Source organism: Iodidimonas nitroreducens (assembly GCA_000710935.1).
In the GTDB taxonomy this organism is placed as follows: Bacteria; Pseudomonadota; Alphaproteobacteria; order Sphingomonadales; family Rhodothalassiaceae; genus Iodidimonas; species Iodidimonas nitroreducens.
In genome coordinates, this window is record BAYV01000009.1 from 155,989 (window position 1) to 172,109 (window position 16,121).

A 16,121-nucleotide genomic window follows, 5' to 3' on the forward strand; every position below is an offset into this window, starting at 1 on the left:
GGCTTTAGCAGTATACCCAAGGCCCTTTGGTTTGAAGACAAGACCGCATCATGAAAGACGCGACGGTTGCGCTATAGCAAAGATGGGGCCGATTTCAAAGCCCGGCATATGCATAAAGGCATGTGAGGATCATAAAAAGAACAATCGACAGTCTTTGGGCCATTTGTCGCATCATTGTGAACAGACAGTTCTGAGAACAATTCGCAATTATAATGGTAATATTGAGCGGAATGACCAAAATATAAATGGAAAAATGGCGGGAGTGACGGGACTTGAACCCGCGGCCTCTGGCGTGACAGGCCAGCGCTCTAACCAACTGAGCTACACCCCCGCAATCGCGAAAGTCCGCGCCCTGTTTATCAGGAAAGACAAACAGCATCAACGACGACTGGCGGGAGTGACGGGACTTGAACCCGCGGCCTCTGGCGTGACAGGCCAGCGCTCTAACCAACTGAGCTACACCCCCGTTATCGCGTCGTGGCCGTTGAAATAGGCGGGGAATTGATCCCTGTCAACGCAAATATCGCCTTCTTTTTCCAAATAAACTCTGATCGAGACGTCAGAGGCAGAATTCCTATCCTCCAAACAAGATGACCCTGCCCCATTCGCAAAAACACCCGATCAAATCGTAAATTTAGTGTCAAAAAAACAACAATCCATCATATTTAACCAGCCCGGCATGGGCAAATCTTGCATTCACTGCAAGAAAAGCTTAACAAGCTTTCAGTTTCTTGGTTGGGGAGGAGCACCTTTTCACGATCCGGTTTGCAGGCGGCTGAGGCTTTGAGAACAATCACTGAAGCATCTGGCTTCAGATACCATATCCTTCTTCATGAGCCGATAATGGCCGGTTGAAGGACAAGATGGTCTCAAATATGACCGGACAAAGGTTGCTCAAAAAGGCGGAGGGATGCAGGGGCATGTCTCCGCCTTATTTTTTAAGCGCGTGCCTTTAAAAACGTAAAGGCAAGGGCAAAGATCAGCGCCGAGATCAGCATCCCCGAAATCAGCAGGCCGGTCATTTTATCAAGGGCCATGGGGAGCAAATCCGGCAGGCTGGCGGCCAGGGCTGCCACGACCCCCACCAGGATGGCAGGCCGGCGGTGCATCAGGCGAAAGACGGCGAATGGCAACAGCAATTCCACCAACGCCGCCACAAGCCACAGGAAGCCCCAGCTCTGCTCGAACCAGGCCGCCACATATTGCGGCGTTTGCACCATGAAAACGATAATATCCATGGATTGCCGCACGGCTGTTCCCAATGGGACCTGATTGCCATAAATCAGCCCCAGCCAAAAGCCGATGCCATTGACCGCCAGAATGATCAAAAGACTGAACAGGCCCAAGCGCATCATCGAAGCGCCTTTGGCGGTGCGGCTCATTTTTGGTATTGCATCCATGAAATATCCCCTCGTGATCTGTGATTTTTGGCCGAATGGCGTACGCCCCTACTATAGGGATGGGCCGCCCATGGCAAAGACACAGAAAGGTGAGGAGAGCCCAACGCCAACCAGGGTCAGAATTTCATGAACGCTGCTTGTTGAAAGCGATGGTGGGCGGTGACAGTCTCGAACTGCCGACCCTCTCGGTGTAAACGAGATGCTCTACCAACTGAGCTAACCGCCCCGATCCATGGATCAGTTCATCGCTGATGACGTGCATAGCGCCGGATGATCCATAAGACAAGAGCTGATGCACATAAAAAACGGCCGCTCACATTGCTGCAAACGGCCGTTTTCGGATTCAAATCCCCTTTGAACGGGATCCGATCAGTTCACCGCATCCTTCAGCTGTTTACCAGCTTTGAATTTGGGTTGTTTGGACGCAGCAATGGCAATCGGTTCACCCGTGCGTGGGTTACGGCCCTGCGACGCAGCGCGATGTGCAATCGAGAAGGTACCGAATCCGACCAGACGGACTTCGTCACCCTTGGACAGGGCACCGGAGATGCTGGAAAAAACGGCGTCGACGGCTTTCGTCGCATCCGCTTTCGAAATATCGGCCGCCTCAGCGACATTCGCGATCAGTTCGTTCTTATTCAAGGTTTACCCCCTCGTTGCTGTTGTGAGGTTCCTCCGTGAGTCAGCGAGACGGAGTTTAATGCGGCCTTGGAAGGCCTGTCAAAAAGAAAACCGCAGGAGTCTGCGGTTTTCCACAAGTTAAATAAAGAAAGAGAGGCGATCACGCCATATTTCTGTCTTAATGGGTCACGGTGGCTTCCGGATGCTGCTCTGCATCATCAGAAGCTACGGCTTTGATCGCATTGGCTTTTTCTTCATCCTCATCGGTCCACTCAATGGGAACGAGGGGGCGAATGAGCGCCGCACGCAAAACTTCATCCACATGCGACACCGGCATGATTTTCAACCCTTTTTTGACGTTATCCGGGATTTCCGCCAGGTCTTTTTCATTTTCAGCCGGAATCAGCACAGTCTTGATCCCTGCCCGCAAAGCCGCCAAAAGCTTTTCCTTCAGGCCACCAATCGGCAACACCCGGCCCCGCAAGGTCACTTCGCCGGTCATGGCGATATCGCGACGCACGGCAATGCCGGTCAACACCGATACGATCGATGTCACCATCGCCACACCGGCCGATGGCCCGTCCTTGGGCGTGGCCCCTTCGGGCACATGCACATGGATGTCGCTTTTTTCAAAAACCGTTGGCTTCACGCCATAGCTGGCCGCCCGGCTATGCACAAAAGACCGCGCCGCCTGAATCGATTCCTGCATCACCGAGCCAAGCTTGCCCGTGGTGAGTATCCGACCCTTGCCTCGAGTGGTCACGGCCTCGATAGAGAGGATTTCGCCGCCCACCTCGGTCCAGGCAAGGCCCGTGGTCAAGCCAACCTGATCTTCGACTTCTGCCTGGCCATAGCGATAGCGCTTGATCCCGGCATAATTGCCGACATTCTGCGCCGTGACCTGAACCCGCTTGCGCTTGCCTTCAACGATTTCCTTCACCGCCTTGCGCATCAAGCGGGCCAGCATGCGTTCCAAACTCCGCACCCCGGCTTCACGGGTATAATAGCGGATCAGATCCCGCAAAGCGCCATCGGAAATCGACCATTCCGCCCGCCTCAGACCATGATCCTTCACTTGTTTGGGGATCAGATGGCGCTTGGCGATTTCGAGCTTTTCATCTTCAGTATAGCCCGAAAGATGAATGATTTCCATGCGATCAAGCAAGGGCTGCGGCATGCTCAGGCTATTGGCCGTGGTCACGAACATCACATCCGACAGATCATAATCCACTTCCAGATAATGATCATTGAAATGCGAATTCTGCTCGGGATCAAGCACTTCAAGCAGGGCCGAGGCCGGATCGCCCCGGAAATCCTGCCCCATCTTGTCGATTTCATCGAGCAGGAACAAAGGATTGGCCGAGCCGGCCTTTTTCATATTCTGCATCACCTTACCGGGCATGGACCCGATATAGGTGCGGCGATGACCGCGAATTTCGGCCTCATCCCGCACACCGCCCAGGCTGAAGCGAATGAAATTCCGCCCTGTGGCTTTGGCGATGGAGCGGCCTAGAGAGGTTTTGCCCACGCCCGGCGGGCCCACAAGGCACAGAATTGGCCCCTTGATCTTATTGGCGCGCTGCAAAACGGCCAGATATTCAACGATCCGTTCCTTCACCTTATCCAGACCATAATGATCTGCATCAAGGATCTGTTCAGACCAGCCGATATCCTTCTTCACCCGTGTGCGCTTGCCCCAGGGCATGCCCAGAACCCAATCGAGATAATTGCGCACCACTGTCGCTTCCGCCGACATGGGGCTCATGGATTTGAGCTTTTTCAGTTCGGAAATGCACTTTTCCCGCGCTTCCTTGCTCAGCTTGGTTTCAGCGATCCGCTTTTCCAGATCGGCCGTTTCCTCACGGCTTTCATCGGTTTCGCCCAGTTCCTTCTGGATCGCCTTCAATTGTTCATTGAGATAATATTCGCGCTGGGTCTTTTCCATCTGGCGCTTGACCCGGCCACGGATTTTTTTCTCGACCTGCAAGACGCCAATCTCGCCTTCCATGAAGGCATAGACCTTTTCCAGCCGATCTGTGATCGCATGGGTAGATAAAAGATCCTGCTTATCGGCAATCTTCAAAGCCAGATGCGATGCCACCGTATCGGCAAGCTTTGAGGGATCATCGATCTGATTGGCGGACACCAGAACTTCGGGGGCGATTTTTTTGTTCAATTTGACATAATGTTCAAATTGCGAAATCACCGACCGCTTGAGCGCCTGCAATTCTTTTTCATTGCCGGGCACTTCTTCCACATCTTCGATGCTGGCTTCAAAAAACTCTTCATTATCGACAAAGCGCGTGATCCTGGCCCGGCCCGAGCCTTCGACCAGCACTTTGACCGTACCATCCGGCAGGCGCAGCAATTGCAGCACATTCGCCAATGTGCCCATTTCATAGATATCATCTGCCGATGGATCGTCTTCTCCGGCATTTTTCTGGGAGACAAGCAAAATGGGCCTGTCATCCTTCATGACCTCTTCAAGGGCGCGAACGCTTTTCTCGCGGCCCACAAACAAAGGCACGATCATGTGCGGGAATACAACGATGTCTCGCAAAGGCAGGACAGGATAGGTCTTGTCCATGCAATGGTTCCGATCTTGTTAAAAACCTGATTTCAATGGACGCCTGCGCCACAAAATCAATGATGAACACAGGCTAGCCAAAGGACTTATCTTTGAAATAGCGATCCTGCCCAACCTTTCAAGACCTGTGAGTGTCTTTCAAGGATTGGGGATCAGGCAGAGGTCCCCGCTTCGTCACGACGCTCGGCATAAATGAATAACGGCTTGGCGCCTGATGTCACCACATCGCCATTGATCACCACTTCCTCCACCCCTTCGAGCGAGGGAAGATCAAACATCGTCTCGAGCAGGATATCTTCCATAATCGAGCGCAAACCGCGTGCCCCCGTTTTCCGGGCGATGGCACGCTTTGCCACACTGCGGCAGGCATCATCGGTAAAGGTGAGGGCCACATCTTCCATTTCAAACAAACGCTGATACTGCTTTAAAAGCGCGTTTTTCGGTGTGGAGAGGATTTCGATGAGGGCATCCTCATCCAGATCCTCAAGGGTGGCAATCACGGGAACACGGCCAACGAATTCAGGAATCAAACCAAATTTCAACAGATCTTCCGGCTCTGCATGCATCAGCAATTCACCGACCGAACGATCTTCAGGGGAGGAAACCTTGGCCCCGAAGCCCATCGATTTGCCCTGCATCCGGGATGAAACGATCCGATCAAGACCGGCGAAAGCGCCGCCGCAGATGAACAGGATATTGGTGGTATCCACCTGCAGGAATTCCTGCTGCGGATGCTTCCTGCCCCCTTGGGGTGGCACGCTGGCAACCGTGCCTTCCATGATCTTCAGCAGCGCCTGCTGCACACCTTCCCCCGAAACATCGCGGGTGATGGATGGATTGTCGGATTTGCGGCTGATCTTATCCACTTCATCGATATAAACGATGCCGCGCTGCGCCCGCTCCACATTATAATCGGCGGATTGCAAAAGTTTCAGGATGATATTTTCAACATCCTCACCCACATAGCCCGCTTCCGTCAGCGTGGTGGCATCGGCCATGGTAAAGGGCACATCCAGAATACGCGCCAAAGTCTGGGCCAGCAGGGTTTTGCCACAACCCGTGGGCCCTACCAGCAGGATATTGGATTTCGACAATTCCACATCCGAACTTTTGGCGGCATGGTTCAGGCGCTTATAATGATTATGCACGGCCACAGAAAGAACGCGCTTGGCCTTGGGCTGACCGATCACATAATCATTGAGCACATCCAGAATTTCTTGTGGGGTTGGCACCCCATCACTGGATTTGGCAATGCCCGATTTACTTTCTTCACGGATGATATCCGTACACAACTCAACGCATTCATCACAGATGAAAACCGTTGGCCCTGCAATCAGCTTACGCACCTCATGCTGGCTCTTCCCACAGAAAGAACAGTACAAGGTATTTTTGGAATCTCCGCCACTCAATTTCGTCATCAGACTTCCTTAAGTCTCCATTTGAACCATCATCGTAGAACAGCCCGTGACCGTGCAGCAACAGCTTTTCTGCTCAATCAACCATCGCAGCCTTCTTGGGTTCTCAATCTGGTTCTCGTCGGCAAAAAACAGGCCCCATATCAACACATTCTAAACGAACATTTCTTGCTGTAGGCTTAAAATGGCATCAACTGCCAATCATGAAGATGAAAACCGCCTCATTTATCCGGATCATCAGGCCGTTTGAGCAAGACTTCATCAACGATCCCCCAATCCTTGGCTTCTTCAGCGCTCATCCAGCGATCGCGATCAAGAGCTTTTTCAACCTCATCGAGGGTCTGGCCGGTATGGGTCACATAGATATTGTTTAAACGCTCGCGCAATTTGATAATTTCGCGGGCTTGAATTTCAATATCTGTGGCCTGCCCCCGAAACCCGCCGGATGGCTGATGCACCATCACCCGGGCATTGGGCAAACAATAACGCATGCCTTTTTCACCGGCACACATCAAAAGCGAACCCATGGAGGCCGCCTGACCGATACACAAGGTTGCAACCTTTGGACGAATATACTGCATCGTATCATAAATGGCGAGGCCGGAACTGACCACCCCACCGGGGGAATTGATATAAAATGAGATGTCTTTTTTCGGATTATCCGCTTCCAGATAGAGAAGCTGGGCAACGATCAGGCTGGAAATATTATCTTCAACCTGCCCGGTAAGAAAAATAATCCGTTCTTTCAACAGACGGGAATAAATATCAAAAGCCCGTTCGCCACGATTCGTCTGCTCCACCACCATCGGCACGAGCTGACTTGTGAACTGATCCACGATATCGACCATATGCGCTAAACTCCCGTCGTCCTGATCATCAAAAACTAAATATCACGCAGTATTGCGAGTTAAAAAGGCCGCGGCAAGCCCATGTGCTCCCGCGGCCTTCATTCTGCATCAAAAAGCAGATGGCAAGGCTCAGGCGCCTGCATCATCCTTTGCCGAAGCCGCCTTTTTAGGGGCTGCTTTCTTTGCCGCTGCTTTTTTGGCTGGTGCTTTCTTGGTCGCCGGCTCTTTGGCTTGGGTCTTTTCCCCGTCATCAGCGGATTTCGCCGCCGATTTCTTTGACCCGGCTTTTTTTTCGGAAGCCTTTTTGCCAGCCGCCTTTTTACCGTTATCGGCTTCTTCGGCTTCGGCCTCTTCTTCCTCGCGAACGGCTTTACGCAGATCTTCAAGGCTCATTTCAATGTCATCGAGATCAGCCATTTCGAGAATGAAATCAACCACTTTATCTTCGTATAAAGGGGCCCGAAGCTGCGCCAAAGCCTGCTCATTCTTGGTATAGAATTCAAAGACTTCGCGTTCCTGACCGGGATAACGACGGGCTTCTTCAGCCACGCGGCGCATCAGCTCATCCCGATTGATCTCGATCTTATTGGCCATCCCCAATTCGGAAAGCAACAGACCCAAGCGCACCCGACGTTCCGCAATATCGCGATAATCCTTGCGATCCTCTTCGCTTTCCGGCTCATCCTGGCCGGCCAGATCTTCTTCGGTTGCTTCACCGCTCATGATGGCATCGCGTTTGATCTGGCCCCAGATATCGCGATATTCAAGATCGACCATGCCCTGGGGCACGGCAAAATCATAAGCATCAGCAAGCTTATCGAGCAAAGCCCGCTTGACCTTCGCCCGGCTCAGGGCCTTTGCTTCCTGCTCAAGCTGGGTTTTCAAGGCGTCTTTCAAGGCATCAAGCCCTTCAAGGCCGAAATTCTTGGCAAAATCATCGTCGATTTTGGCCTCGGCAGGCTTTTTCACCTCTTTGACCGAAACCTTGAACTGCGCCGGCTTGCCCGACAGATCATCGCGGCCATAATTCTCCGGGAAGGTGACATCGACTGTCAGATCATCACCGGCTTTCGCGCCCGCAAGCTGATCTTCAAAGCCGGGAATGAACTGGCCCGAGCCAAGCTCAAGCTGCACATCATCGCCCTTCCCGCCTTCAAATTCCGTGCCTTCAACCGAGCCGACAAAATCGATGATCACTGCATCACCGGTTTTTGCCTTATAGGTTTTGGCGGCGGCTTCAAAGCTTTTCGATTGCCCGGCCAGGGTTTGGAGGGCGGCATCGATATCGGCATCGGATGGGCTGGCCACCAGACGATCCAAGGCAGGTGCCTTGAAATCCGAAGTATCGACATCGGGCAGGATTTCCGCCGAAACGGTAAAATCAAAGCCCGCATCCGCTTCCACATCACCCACCTTGATGCTGGGTTGAAGGGCTGGCCTGATCTTGCGCTCGCGGAACAAGGCATCGGTGCTTTCCCGCACCGTTTCCTCGATCGCCTGCCCACGGGCAGCCTCCCCATGCAGCTTTTTCAAAAGCGCCAAGGGTGTTTTGCCGGGGCGGAAGCCCTTCATCCGCACTTTGGTGCGCAGATCATCCAATATTTTCTGAACCCGCTGGTCGAGATCGGTCTTTTCAACCGTGATCTTATATTCCCGCGATAGTCCTTCAGTCTTTATTTCATCGATTTGCATGCGCTCACTCGTGGCCTATGGGTGACCATCTCACTTGTCTAATGGTGCGGGCGAAGGGACTTGAACCCCCACGTCCTCTCGGACACCAGAACCTAAATCTGGCGCGTCTACCAGTTCCGCCACGCCCGCTGGTGAAAACTCATCGCTTCATACCCGTTAAATCCCGGAGCACAAAACGCTTTCGCATCCCGACCGGCGCATTTGCGTTCCGTAAACGCATGCGCCCTTGGAAAGCTTTCACATCAAACGCACTGGCCGGTGCGGCAGATTGGCGCTTCCTTAGCACAGGCTGTTCAGGAAAAACCAGCCCGATTCCATAAACGCGATAAACTGATTGCAGGCATCCCCCCAGATCAGCGCTGGAAAGGCTATGATCGCGGCCCGCCTGGCCTTGGAAATTGCGCATCCAGATCCCGCATCACTTTGGGCAAAGCAGCAATCAGATCCCCGGCAATCATGCCCCGGCCTGCGGGCAAAGCCGCCGCCCCATGCAGCCAAACGGCAGAGCAGGCGGCTTCAAAAGCCGGCATGCCCTGCGCCATCAGGCCCGCGATGAACCCGGCCAACACATCGCCCGAACCCGCAGTGGCAAGCCAGGGTGGCGCATTGGCATTGATCACCACCCGGCCATCGGGGGCCGCGATCACGCTATCAGCCCCTTTATGCACGATCACCGCCCCGCTTTTTTGGGCCGCCTCAAGACTGCGCTTTAATTTCGACTCAATAGCCCCGTCCGAATCCGCAGAATCGGGTGCCGGGGTGGGCCCGAAAAGCCGGGCAAATTCTCCGCCATGGGGGGTCATCACCACCTCTTCGGCCCGGCTGCCGATCATCGCAAAAAGGGCTTCGGGATCATCGGCAAAGCTTGAAAGGCCATCGGCATCGAGCACGCATGGCTTTGCGGTAGCCAAAGCATCCGCCACTTTTTGCCGTGTATCGGGATGCAGCCCCAGCCCCGGCCCCAAAGCCAGAACCGTGCGCCGGGGATCATCCATGAAGGCACGATAGCCAGCGCGATCCTTGAACGGGGCCACCATCACCTCCATCAGGCTGGCGGCTTGAATGGGATAGCTTTCCTTAGGGGTGATGAGGGTAACGGCACCGGCACCAGCGCGAAGGGCGGCGCTGGCGGTCAGCCGTGCCGCCCCGGTAAAAGGCGGGCCTCCGCTCATCACAAGGGCATGGCCACGCTGATATTTATGGCCATCAGGGGCAAGCTGCGGCCAATGATCGGCCCATAAAGCCGGGTGATTCTCATAAACCATGGGCTGAATAGCATCGAGAACGCTGTCCGGAATACCGATCTGGCGAACCACCAGTTGCCCGCATTTTTGTCGCCCCGGCATCAGCAGATGGCCCGGCTTCTTGCGAAAAAAACTGACCGTGAGATCCGCATCGAAAACCAGCCCCAAAGGCTGCCCGCTATCGCCCGATAGCCCCGAAGGCACATCCACCGCCACATGATAGGCCCGCGACCTATTGGCAGCGGCGATCAGATCGGCGGCAGCCCCATCCACCGGTCGGCTAAGCCCCGCCCCGAAAAGGGCATCGATGATGAGGTCATACGCCCCCAAAATATCGGAATCGACCAGATTGGGATCAAAAACCGCCCATGCGCCCTTATAAAGGGCGGCCATCGCAGCGGCATCCCCCCGCAATTCTTGGGGATCGACCAAAGACAGCACCTTCACGTCCATCCCGGCGGCCAAAAGAGCACGCGCCGCCACCCAGCCATCCCCGCCATTATTCCCCGGTCCGGCGAGAACCAAAGCTCGGCCGCCCTTCATCTGACCGTCCTTCATGTGAGCCAAAGCTTCTTCGGCAACGCAGCGCCCCGCCGCTTCCATCAGGTTCAGGCCCGATGTGCCGAGGCGGATCGCCGCCTGATCGGCTTTGGCCATTTGCGCACAGCTCAATAGTATCCGCAGGCTTTTATCCTGCTGATGGGAACGCGCAGCATCCACAATGCGGCCGCTGGATTTTTGATTATGGATCAAAGGCCCTGCCCCCATGCTTTGTTTCACAGGGTTGAGTATGATACAAAGGCTCAAGCCGGAAAAGGGCAGATGGTGGGGCGAACGACGGGACTTGAACCCGCAACCTCCTGGACCACAACCAGGCGCTCTAACCAATTGAGCTACGCCCGCCATCATTGGGAAGGCGCTCGTCATACCGGGGAATATGCCGCCAGTCAAGAAGCCCGGAGCGGCTAATTGCATGAGAATGCATTTTTCAAATTGGGATCGCCCTGCCGGGCTTCAAATCCTATCAGCACGCAGGACTCACCATACGGCAAAACTGATTAAAAAATAGGCATGTGCTTTAATAAAAGGCATGAAACCCTTGGGGCATGGCGCTGAACCGCCCAAAATCGGGCCTTTCCCGGGATCAATAAATTGGCATGATCATTGCTAGGTTACGCATAGTGCCAAAAACGGGGACACTTATGTGTTCGAACCTGAACCAACCCGATTGATCAACCAGATAAAGCTCGTGTGAACGGATGCGGATATGAAAAAAATCGAGGCGATCATCAAGCCCTTCAAGCTGGATGAAGTGAAAGAAGCGCTTCATGAAGTTGGTGTTTCGGGCATCACCGTGCTGGAAGCCCGTGGCTTTGGCCGCCAAAAGGGACATACCGAACTTTATCGCGGGGCGGAATATGTGGTTGATTTCGTGCCCAAGGTGAAGCTTGAGATCGTGATCGACGATGCCAAGCTCGAAGCCGCCGTTGAAGCCATCCAAAATGCCGCCCACACCGGCAGAATCGGGGATGGCAAGATTTTTGTTACCGCCATCGAGGATGCCATCCGCATCCGCACCGGCGAAACCGGCAGCGATGCCATTTAATCCATCCCCCCGATCCCCTTTCCAATCCACCCTTTTGAGAAGAAGCAGAGACATATCATGCCAAAATATCTGAATATGACCGCGGCCGACCTTTTAAAGCTGTGCAAGGATGAAGATCTCACCTGGATCGACCTGCGCTTTACCGATCCGCGCGGAACCTGGCATCATCTGACCATGGATTCCTCTTTCATGGATGAAGAAACCCTGGAAGAAGGCCTGATGTTTGATGGATCTTCCATTGCAGGCTGGAAAGCGATCAATGAATCCGACATGGTTTTAAAGCCCGATCTAAGCCATGTGACCACCGATCCCTTCACCGCGCAGGGCACCGCCATCGTTTATTGCGATATTTTAGAGCCCGGCACCGGCCAATCTTATGAGCGCGATCCCCGCTCCACCGCCAAGCGTGCAGAGGAATATCTAAAATTCACCGGCATTGGCGATACCGTTTTCATCGGCCCCGAGCCGGAATTCTTCGTGTTCGATGATGTGCGGTTCAAGGTCGATTATTCCGGTGCCATGTATCAGCTTGATGATATCGAAGGCCCCTATAATTCCGCCAAGGTCTATCCTGAAGGCAATCAGGGCCATCGCCCCCGGGTGAAAGGCGGCTATTTCCCCGCTGGTCCGGTCGATTCTGCCTTCGATATGCGCGGTGAAATGGTCACGATCCTGCGCGAACTGGGCGTGAACATGGACAAGCACCATCATGAAGTGGCCGCCAGCCAGCATGAACTGGGCATGACCTTTGGCAAGCTCACGGAAATCGCCGATAAAATTCAGCTTTATAAATATGTTGTGCGTCAGGTCGCGCATTCTTATGGCAAAACCGCCACCTTCATGCCCAAGCCGGTGAAAGATGATAATGGCTCGGGGATGCACGTCCATCAATCCATCTGGAAAGATGGCAAGCCGCTTTTTGCCGGTTCCGGCTATGCCGATCTTTCGGATATGGCCCTTTATTATATTGGCGGCATCATCAAACATGCCAAAGCCATCAATGCCTTCACCAATCCATCGACCAATAGCTACAAGCGCCTGACACCGGGCTTTGAAGCGCCGGTGCTGCTTGCCTATTCCGCGCGCAACCGTTCGGCATCCTGCCGGATTCCCTATGGATCAAGCCCCAAGGCAAAGCGTGTGGAAGTGCGCTTCCCCGATCCGACCGCCAATCCCTATCTCGCTTTTTCGGCCATGCTGATGGCGGGGATCGATGGAATCGAAAACAAAATCCATCCCGGCGATGCCATGGACAAGGATCTTTATGCCCTGCCTCCCGAAGAGCTGACCAATGTGCCCACCGTGGCCCGTTCTTTGCGTGAAGCACTGGAATCCCTGCAATCGGATAGCGATTTCCTGCGAAAGGGCGATGTGTTCACCCAGGATCAGATCGATGCCTATATCCATCTAAAATTTGAAGAGGTCACGCGCTTTGAATTGGCGCCACACCCCATCGAATTCGATATGTATTACAGCGCCTGATAGAAAGTCAGGACCTAGGGTCAGAACCTTAAAAAGCACCCTGCGGCTGGGACCAAAACCCTTAGCCGCAGGGTTTTTTTATGGGATCTGGCCTGCTTATAAAGATGGCCAGAAATAGGCTGAAAAATTCACGCGAGCCATCAGCAAAAAATGATAAAAAAAAGCCGGAAGTCTATAAAGACCCCCGGCTCAAGTCGGATCCTTTGGGGAGGATCGCCTCACGAAGAGGCTGAAGATATATTGCATCGCAATAATCAATTTTGCAACGCAAAAATGCAGTTGATCAAAAAATAATTTTCCTACCAGACTTAATGATTTGTTTATAAAATATAAATTTTTCAAAAGCTGGGCCTTGATATGCATTTCAAAAACGTGCTTTTTGGCCTGATTCATGGCTGAAAAACCACGCACTTCACCCCCTATTCGCCCCGCAAATTCGTTATCTGGAACACAATATGCTGCGGGCGAATAAAAACCTATTGAGAACATCCAATATTAAGAAATGCGAAAGGCACAAAGCCTAAAATCAAGCCTGGAATGACCCATAAAGACCACAGCATGCCCAGCCACAAATCATCGATAGATCCGGCTGTATCCCAGCCTGCACCGCTGACCGCCCGTCAATCGGCCTTAAAGCCGCATCTGGCGGCGGCCAATATTGATGAGCGATCTTTTTTGGCAACGGATTATCTTAATCATTACAATGAGGTGGTGATGCTTCTTGAGATGGCACCTGATATGCCGGACATGCTTGAAGATGCCGCCGATTGGACCCCCAAAAGCTATCAGCAGCATTTCGCCGATAGCGGTTTTGCCGACAAGGCTTTGGCGATCGAAGCCTATGACCATGCGCCCGGCGCCTGCCGTCTGCTTTTCGATACGCTGCGCCTGAAGCTCGATGCCCTTTTGCTGCAAACGGTGGGCGATGTCGTGATGCTGGGTGATGATGCAAAGGCCATTGCCCGCCATCTGGAAGAGCCCTTAAAAGAAGCACAAAATCTATTATCCGCCCTTAATGGGGTGATCCACGGCAAGATCGAACAGCCCAGTTGCAGCCCTGCACAAGAGGAGAAGGGCGATCAGATCGAAAGCACCGCCGCCAGCCAGGCGGATATCGATGCCCTGTTCGATTAGGCGCGAATTTCCAAGAGTCTATAAGATGTGGTTGCCATCCCCCCCCTGATACCGCCTATATAATGGGCTTCATCATTCGCGTTTTCAGTTGAGAGTAAACGGCCCCATGGCTGATCTGTTTCAAGACGTATCGCATACCCCATCCACTTATTCGGCTCAGGATATCGAAGTTCTTGAAGGTTTGGAGCCGGTGCGCCAGCGCCCGGGGATGTATATCGGCGGAACCGATGAACGCGCCCTGCACCATCTGGTGGCTGAAGTCATCGATAATTCGATGGATGAAGCCGTGGCCGGTCATGCCAATCGCATCGATGTTGAGATGCGCGATGATGGCAGCATCATCATTGGCGATAATGGGCGGGGCATCCCGGTGGATGAACATCCGAAATTTGCCCCCAAATCGGCTTTGGAGGTGATCCTCACCACCCTGCATTCCGGTGGCAAGTTCAAGGAAGGGGCCTATGCCACATCGGGCGGGCTGCATGGCGTGGGCATTTCGGTGGTGAATGCCCTGTCTGCGCATCTTGAGATCGAAGTGGCCCGCGAACGCACCCTTTATCGCCAGAGCTATGCCCGGGGGAAGGCCCTTGGCCCGCTGGAATGCCTTGGCCCGGTGCAAAATCGCCGGGGCACGCGGGTGTGCTTCATCCCCGATCCCGATATTTTTGGCGAAAAAGCCGCCCTCAAAGCCGCCCGAGTTTATAAGCTGGTGCGCTCGAAAGCTTATCTGTTTCGTGGTGTGGAAATCCGCTGGCGCTGCACTGAGGCCCTGATCGAAAAAGGAGACGACACGCCGCGCGAAGATACTTTGCATTTCCCCGGTGGGCTGGCCGATTTTCTGGGCGAAAGCCTGAAAGGCCGGACAATGGCCACAGAAACGCTTTTTGCCGGGATCGCGCAATTTCCCGATCAGGCCGGCAAAGTGGAATGGGCGATAGGCTGGCCGGAATTTGGCGATGGCCAGCTTTCCACCTATTGCAATACCGTGCCCACCCCCCAGGGTGGATCCCATGAAGCCGGGCTGCGGATGGCGGTGCTGAAAGCCGTGCGCGCCTATGGCGAGATGACCGGCAATAAACGTGCCGCCCAGCTTGTGGCAGACGATGTTTTCACGAATGCAGCCGCGATGCTGTCGGTCTTTATTAAAAATCCGCAATTCCAGGGCCAGACCAAGGAAAAGCTCTCAAGCCCCGAAGCCACGCGATTGGTGGATAACGCCGTGCGCGATAGTTTCGATCACTGGCTGGCCGAACAGCCCGAGCGCGGTCAGGCGCTTTTAAGCTGGTCCATCGAACGCATGGATGAACGCCTGCGCCGCCGCGCCGAACGCGAAGTGAAGCGCGCGTCTTATACCTCGAAGCGCCGCCTGCGCCTGCCCGGCAAGCTGACGGATTGTTCGCAGGATAAAGCCGAGGGCACGGAAATCTATATCGTTGAAGGCGATAGCGCCGGAGGCTCGGCAAAGCAGGCCCGGGATCGTAAAACGCAGGCCGTTTTGCCCATCCGGGGAAAAATCCTGAATGTGGCCAGTGCCACCGCCCAGAAAATCGCTGCGAATCAGGAAGTGAAGGACCTGACCCTGGCCTTGGGCTGCGGCGTGCGGGATCATTATAATGGCGATGCCCTGCGCTATGAAAAGGTCATCATCATGTGCGATGCCGATGTGGATGGGGCCCATATCGCCACCCTTTTGATGACCTTCTTCTTTCAGGAAATGCCGCAATTGGTGCGGGATGGCAGGCTTTATCTGGCCCAGCCGCCGCTTTACCGGCTGGCGAAGGGCGGGATCGTGCATTATGCCCGCGATGATGCCCATAAAGATGCGCTGATGGCCTCGGTTTTTGCCGGAAAAACGAAGGTCGAGGTGTCGCGTTTCAAGGGCTTAGGCGAAATGCCCCCCGCCCAATTGCGCGATACCACGATGGCGCGCGCCAGCCGCACGCTTTTGCGGGTCACTTTGCCCCAGCCGGGTGAAGGCTATCGGGTGATTGCCGATCTGGTGGGCCGATTGATGGGCAAGCGACCCGAGGATCGCTTTGCCTTCATTCAGGATCATGCCGAATTTGTGGATAAAAATGCGCTGGATGTTTGA

The 16,121-nt window shown here is 54.1% G+C and carries 11 protein-coding genes and 5 tRNA genes; 4 read left to right on the forward strand and 12 right to left on the reverse strand.

Translation table 11 applies throughout. The features are described 5' to 3' along the window. Nucleotides 1–254: 254 nt before the first annotated feature. From AQ1_RS04005 to AQ1_RS04065, 12 genes are all read right to left on the reverse strand, one after another. A tRNA-Asp gene (locus tag AQ1_RS04005) sits at nucleotides 255–331 on the reverse strand. Nucleotides 332–389: 58 nt separating this feature from the next. Then, nucleotides 390–466, reverse strand: a tRNA-Asp gene (locus AQ1_RS04010). A gap of 472 nt (nucleotides 467–938) precedes the next feature. After that, nucleotides 939–1,400, reverse strand: coding sequence for a hypothetical protein (locus AQ1_RS15410; protein ID WP_313978947.1), 462 nt, complete (start codon nucleotides 1,398–1,400; stop codon nucleotides 939–941). Between the two features lie 150 nt (nucleotides 1,401–1,550). After that, nucleotides 1,551–1,626: transfer RNA gene (locus tag AQ1_RS04020), tRNA-Val, on the reverse strand. A 143-nt stretch (nucleotides 1,627–1,769) separates the two neighbouring features. Next, nucleotides 1,770–2,042 (reverse strand): HU family DNA-binding protein, encoded by a 273-nt coding sequence (locus tag AQ1_RS04025; protein WP_042084475.1) that lies wholly within the window; start codon nucleotides 2,040–2,042, stop codon nucleotides 1,770–1,772. A gap of 157 nt (nucleotides 2,043–2,199) precedes the next feature. Next, nucleotides 2,200–4,608: an endopeptidase La gene (lon, locus tag AQ1_RS04030; RefSeq protein ID WP_042084480.1), complete on the reverse strand. Its 2,409-nt coding sequence runs from the start codon at nucleotides 4,606–4,608 to the stop codon at nucleotides 2,200–2,202. A 152-nt stretch (nucleotides 4,609–4,760) separates the two neighbouring features. After that, nucleotides 4,761–6,026, reverse strand: a complete 1,266-nt coding sequence (gene clpX, locus AQ1_RS04035) for an ATP-dependent Clp protease ATP-binding subunit ClpX (protein WP_042084482.1) — start codon at nucleotides 6,024–6,026, stop codon at nucleotides 4,761–4,763. Nucleotides 6,027–6,244: 218 nt separating this feature from the next. After that, nucleotides 6,245–6,871, reverse strand: coding sequence for an ATP-dependent Clp endopeptidase proteolytic subunit ClpP (gene clpP / locus AQ1_RS04040; protein WP_042084485.1), 627 nt, complete (start codon nucleotides 6,869–6,871; stop codon nucleotides 6,245–6,247). Between the two features lie 129 nt (nucleotides 6,872–7,000). Continuing rightward, complete coding sequence (gene tig, locus AQ1_RS04045; protein WP_042084488.1) at nucleotides 7,001–8,563, reverse strand: trigger factor; 1,563 nt, start codon at nucleotides 8,561–8,563, stop codon at nucleotides 7,001–7,003. Nucleotides 8,564–8,605: 42 nt separating this feature from the next. Continuing rightward, nucleotides 8,606–8,692: transfer RNA gene (locus AQ1_RS04050), tRNA-Leu, on the reverse strand. Between the two features lie 239 nt (nucleotides 8,693–8,931). After that, nucleotides 8,932–10,560 carry an NAD(P)H-hydrate dehydratase gene (locus AQ1_RS04060; RefSeq protein ID WP_161760414.1) on the reverse strand — a complete coding sequence of 543 codons (1,629 nt, stop codon included), beginning with the start codon at nucleotides 10,558–10,560 and terminating at the stop codon, nucleotides 8,932–8,934. Nucleotides 10,561–10,633: 73 nt separating this feature from the next. Then, nucleotides 10,634–10,710, reverse strand: a tRNA-His gene (locus AQ1_RS04065). A 364-nt stretch (nucleotides 10,711–11,074) separates the two neighbouring features. Between AQ1_RS04065 and AQ1_RS04070 the strand changes: the two genes are divergently transcribed. The 4 genes from AQ1_RS04070 to parE all read left to right on the forward strand — a co-directional run bounded on the left by AQ1_RS04070 (nucleotide 11,075) and on the right by parE (nucleotide 16,121). Continuing rightward, entirely contained in the window at nucleotides 11,075–11,413 is a 339-nt protein-coding gene (locus AQ1_RS04070) for a P-II family nitrogen regulator (protein ID WP_042084494.1), read from the forward strand. Between the two features lie 75 nt (nucleotides 11,414–11,488). Further along, a complete protein-coding gene (glnA, locus tag AQ1_RS04075; RefSeq protein ID WP_042084632.1) occupies nucleotides 11,489–12,895 on the forward strand; it encodes a type I glutamate--ammonia ligase in 1,407 nt (468 codons plus the stop codon). A gap of 558 nt (nucleotides 12,896–13,453) precedes the next feature. Then, entirely contained in the window at nucleotides 13,454–14,029 is a 576-nt protein-coding gene (locus AQ1_RS15415) for a hypothetical protein (RefSeq protein ID WP_042084634.1), read from the forward strand. Between the two features lie 106 nt (nucleotides 14,030–14,135). Further along, nucleotides 14,136–16,121 carry a DNA topoisomerase IV subunit B gene (gene parE / locus AQ1_RS04090; protein WP_042084499.1) on the forward strand — a complete coding sequence of 662 codons (1,986 nt, stop codon included), beginning with the start codon at nucleotides 14,136–14,138 and terminating at the stop codon, nucleotides 16,119–16,121.

What these genes read in the sequence shown, in the direction of transcription:
- clpX (WP_042084482.1), bottom strand. Translation starts at nt 6,026, where the DNA reads ATGACGAAATTGAGTGGCGGAGATTCCAAAAATACCTTGTACTGTTCT.
- AQ1_RS15415 (WP_042084634.1), top strand. Translation starts at nt 13,454, where the DNA reads ATGCCCAGCCACAAATCATCGATAGATCCGGCTGTATCCCAGCCTGCA.
- clpP (WP_042084485.1), bottom strand. Translation starts at nt 6,871, where the DNA reads ATGGTCGATATCGTGGATCAGTTCACAAGTCAGCTCGTGCCGATGGTG.
- glnA (WP_042084632.1), top strand. Translation starts at nt 11,489, where the DNA reads ATGACCGCGGCCGACCTTTTAAAGCTGTGCAAGGATGAAGATCTCACC.
- lon (WP_042084480.1), bottom strand. Translation starts at nt 4,608, where the DNA reads ATGGACAAGACCTATCCTGTCCTGCCTTTGCGAGACATCGTTGTATTC.
- AQ1_RS04070 (WP_042084494.1), top strand. Translation starts at nt 11,075, where the DNA reads ATGAAAAAAATCGAGGCGATCATCAAGCCCTTCAAGCTGGATGAAGTG.
- AQ1_RS15410 (WP_313978947.1), bottom strand. Translation starts at nt 1,400, where the DNA reads ATGGATGCAATACCAAAAATGAGCCGCACCGCCAAAGGCGCTTCGATG.
- parE (WP_042084499.1), top strand. Translation starts at nt 14,136, where the DNA reads ATGGCTGATCTGTTTCAAGACGTATCGCATACCCCATCCACTTATTCG.
- tig (WP_042084488.1), bottom strand. Translation starts at nt 8,563, where the DNA reads ATGCAAATCGATGAAATAAAGACTGAAGGACTATCGCGGGAATATAAG.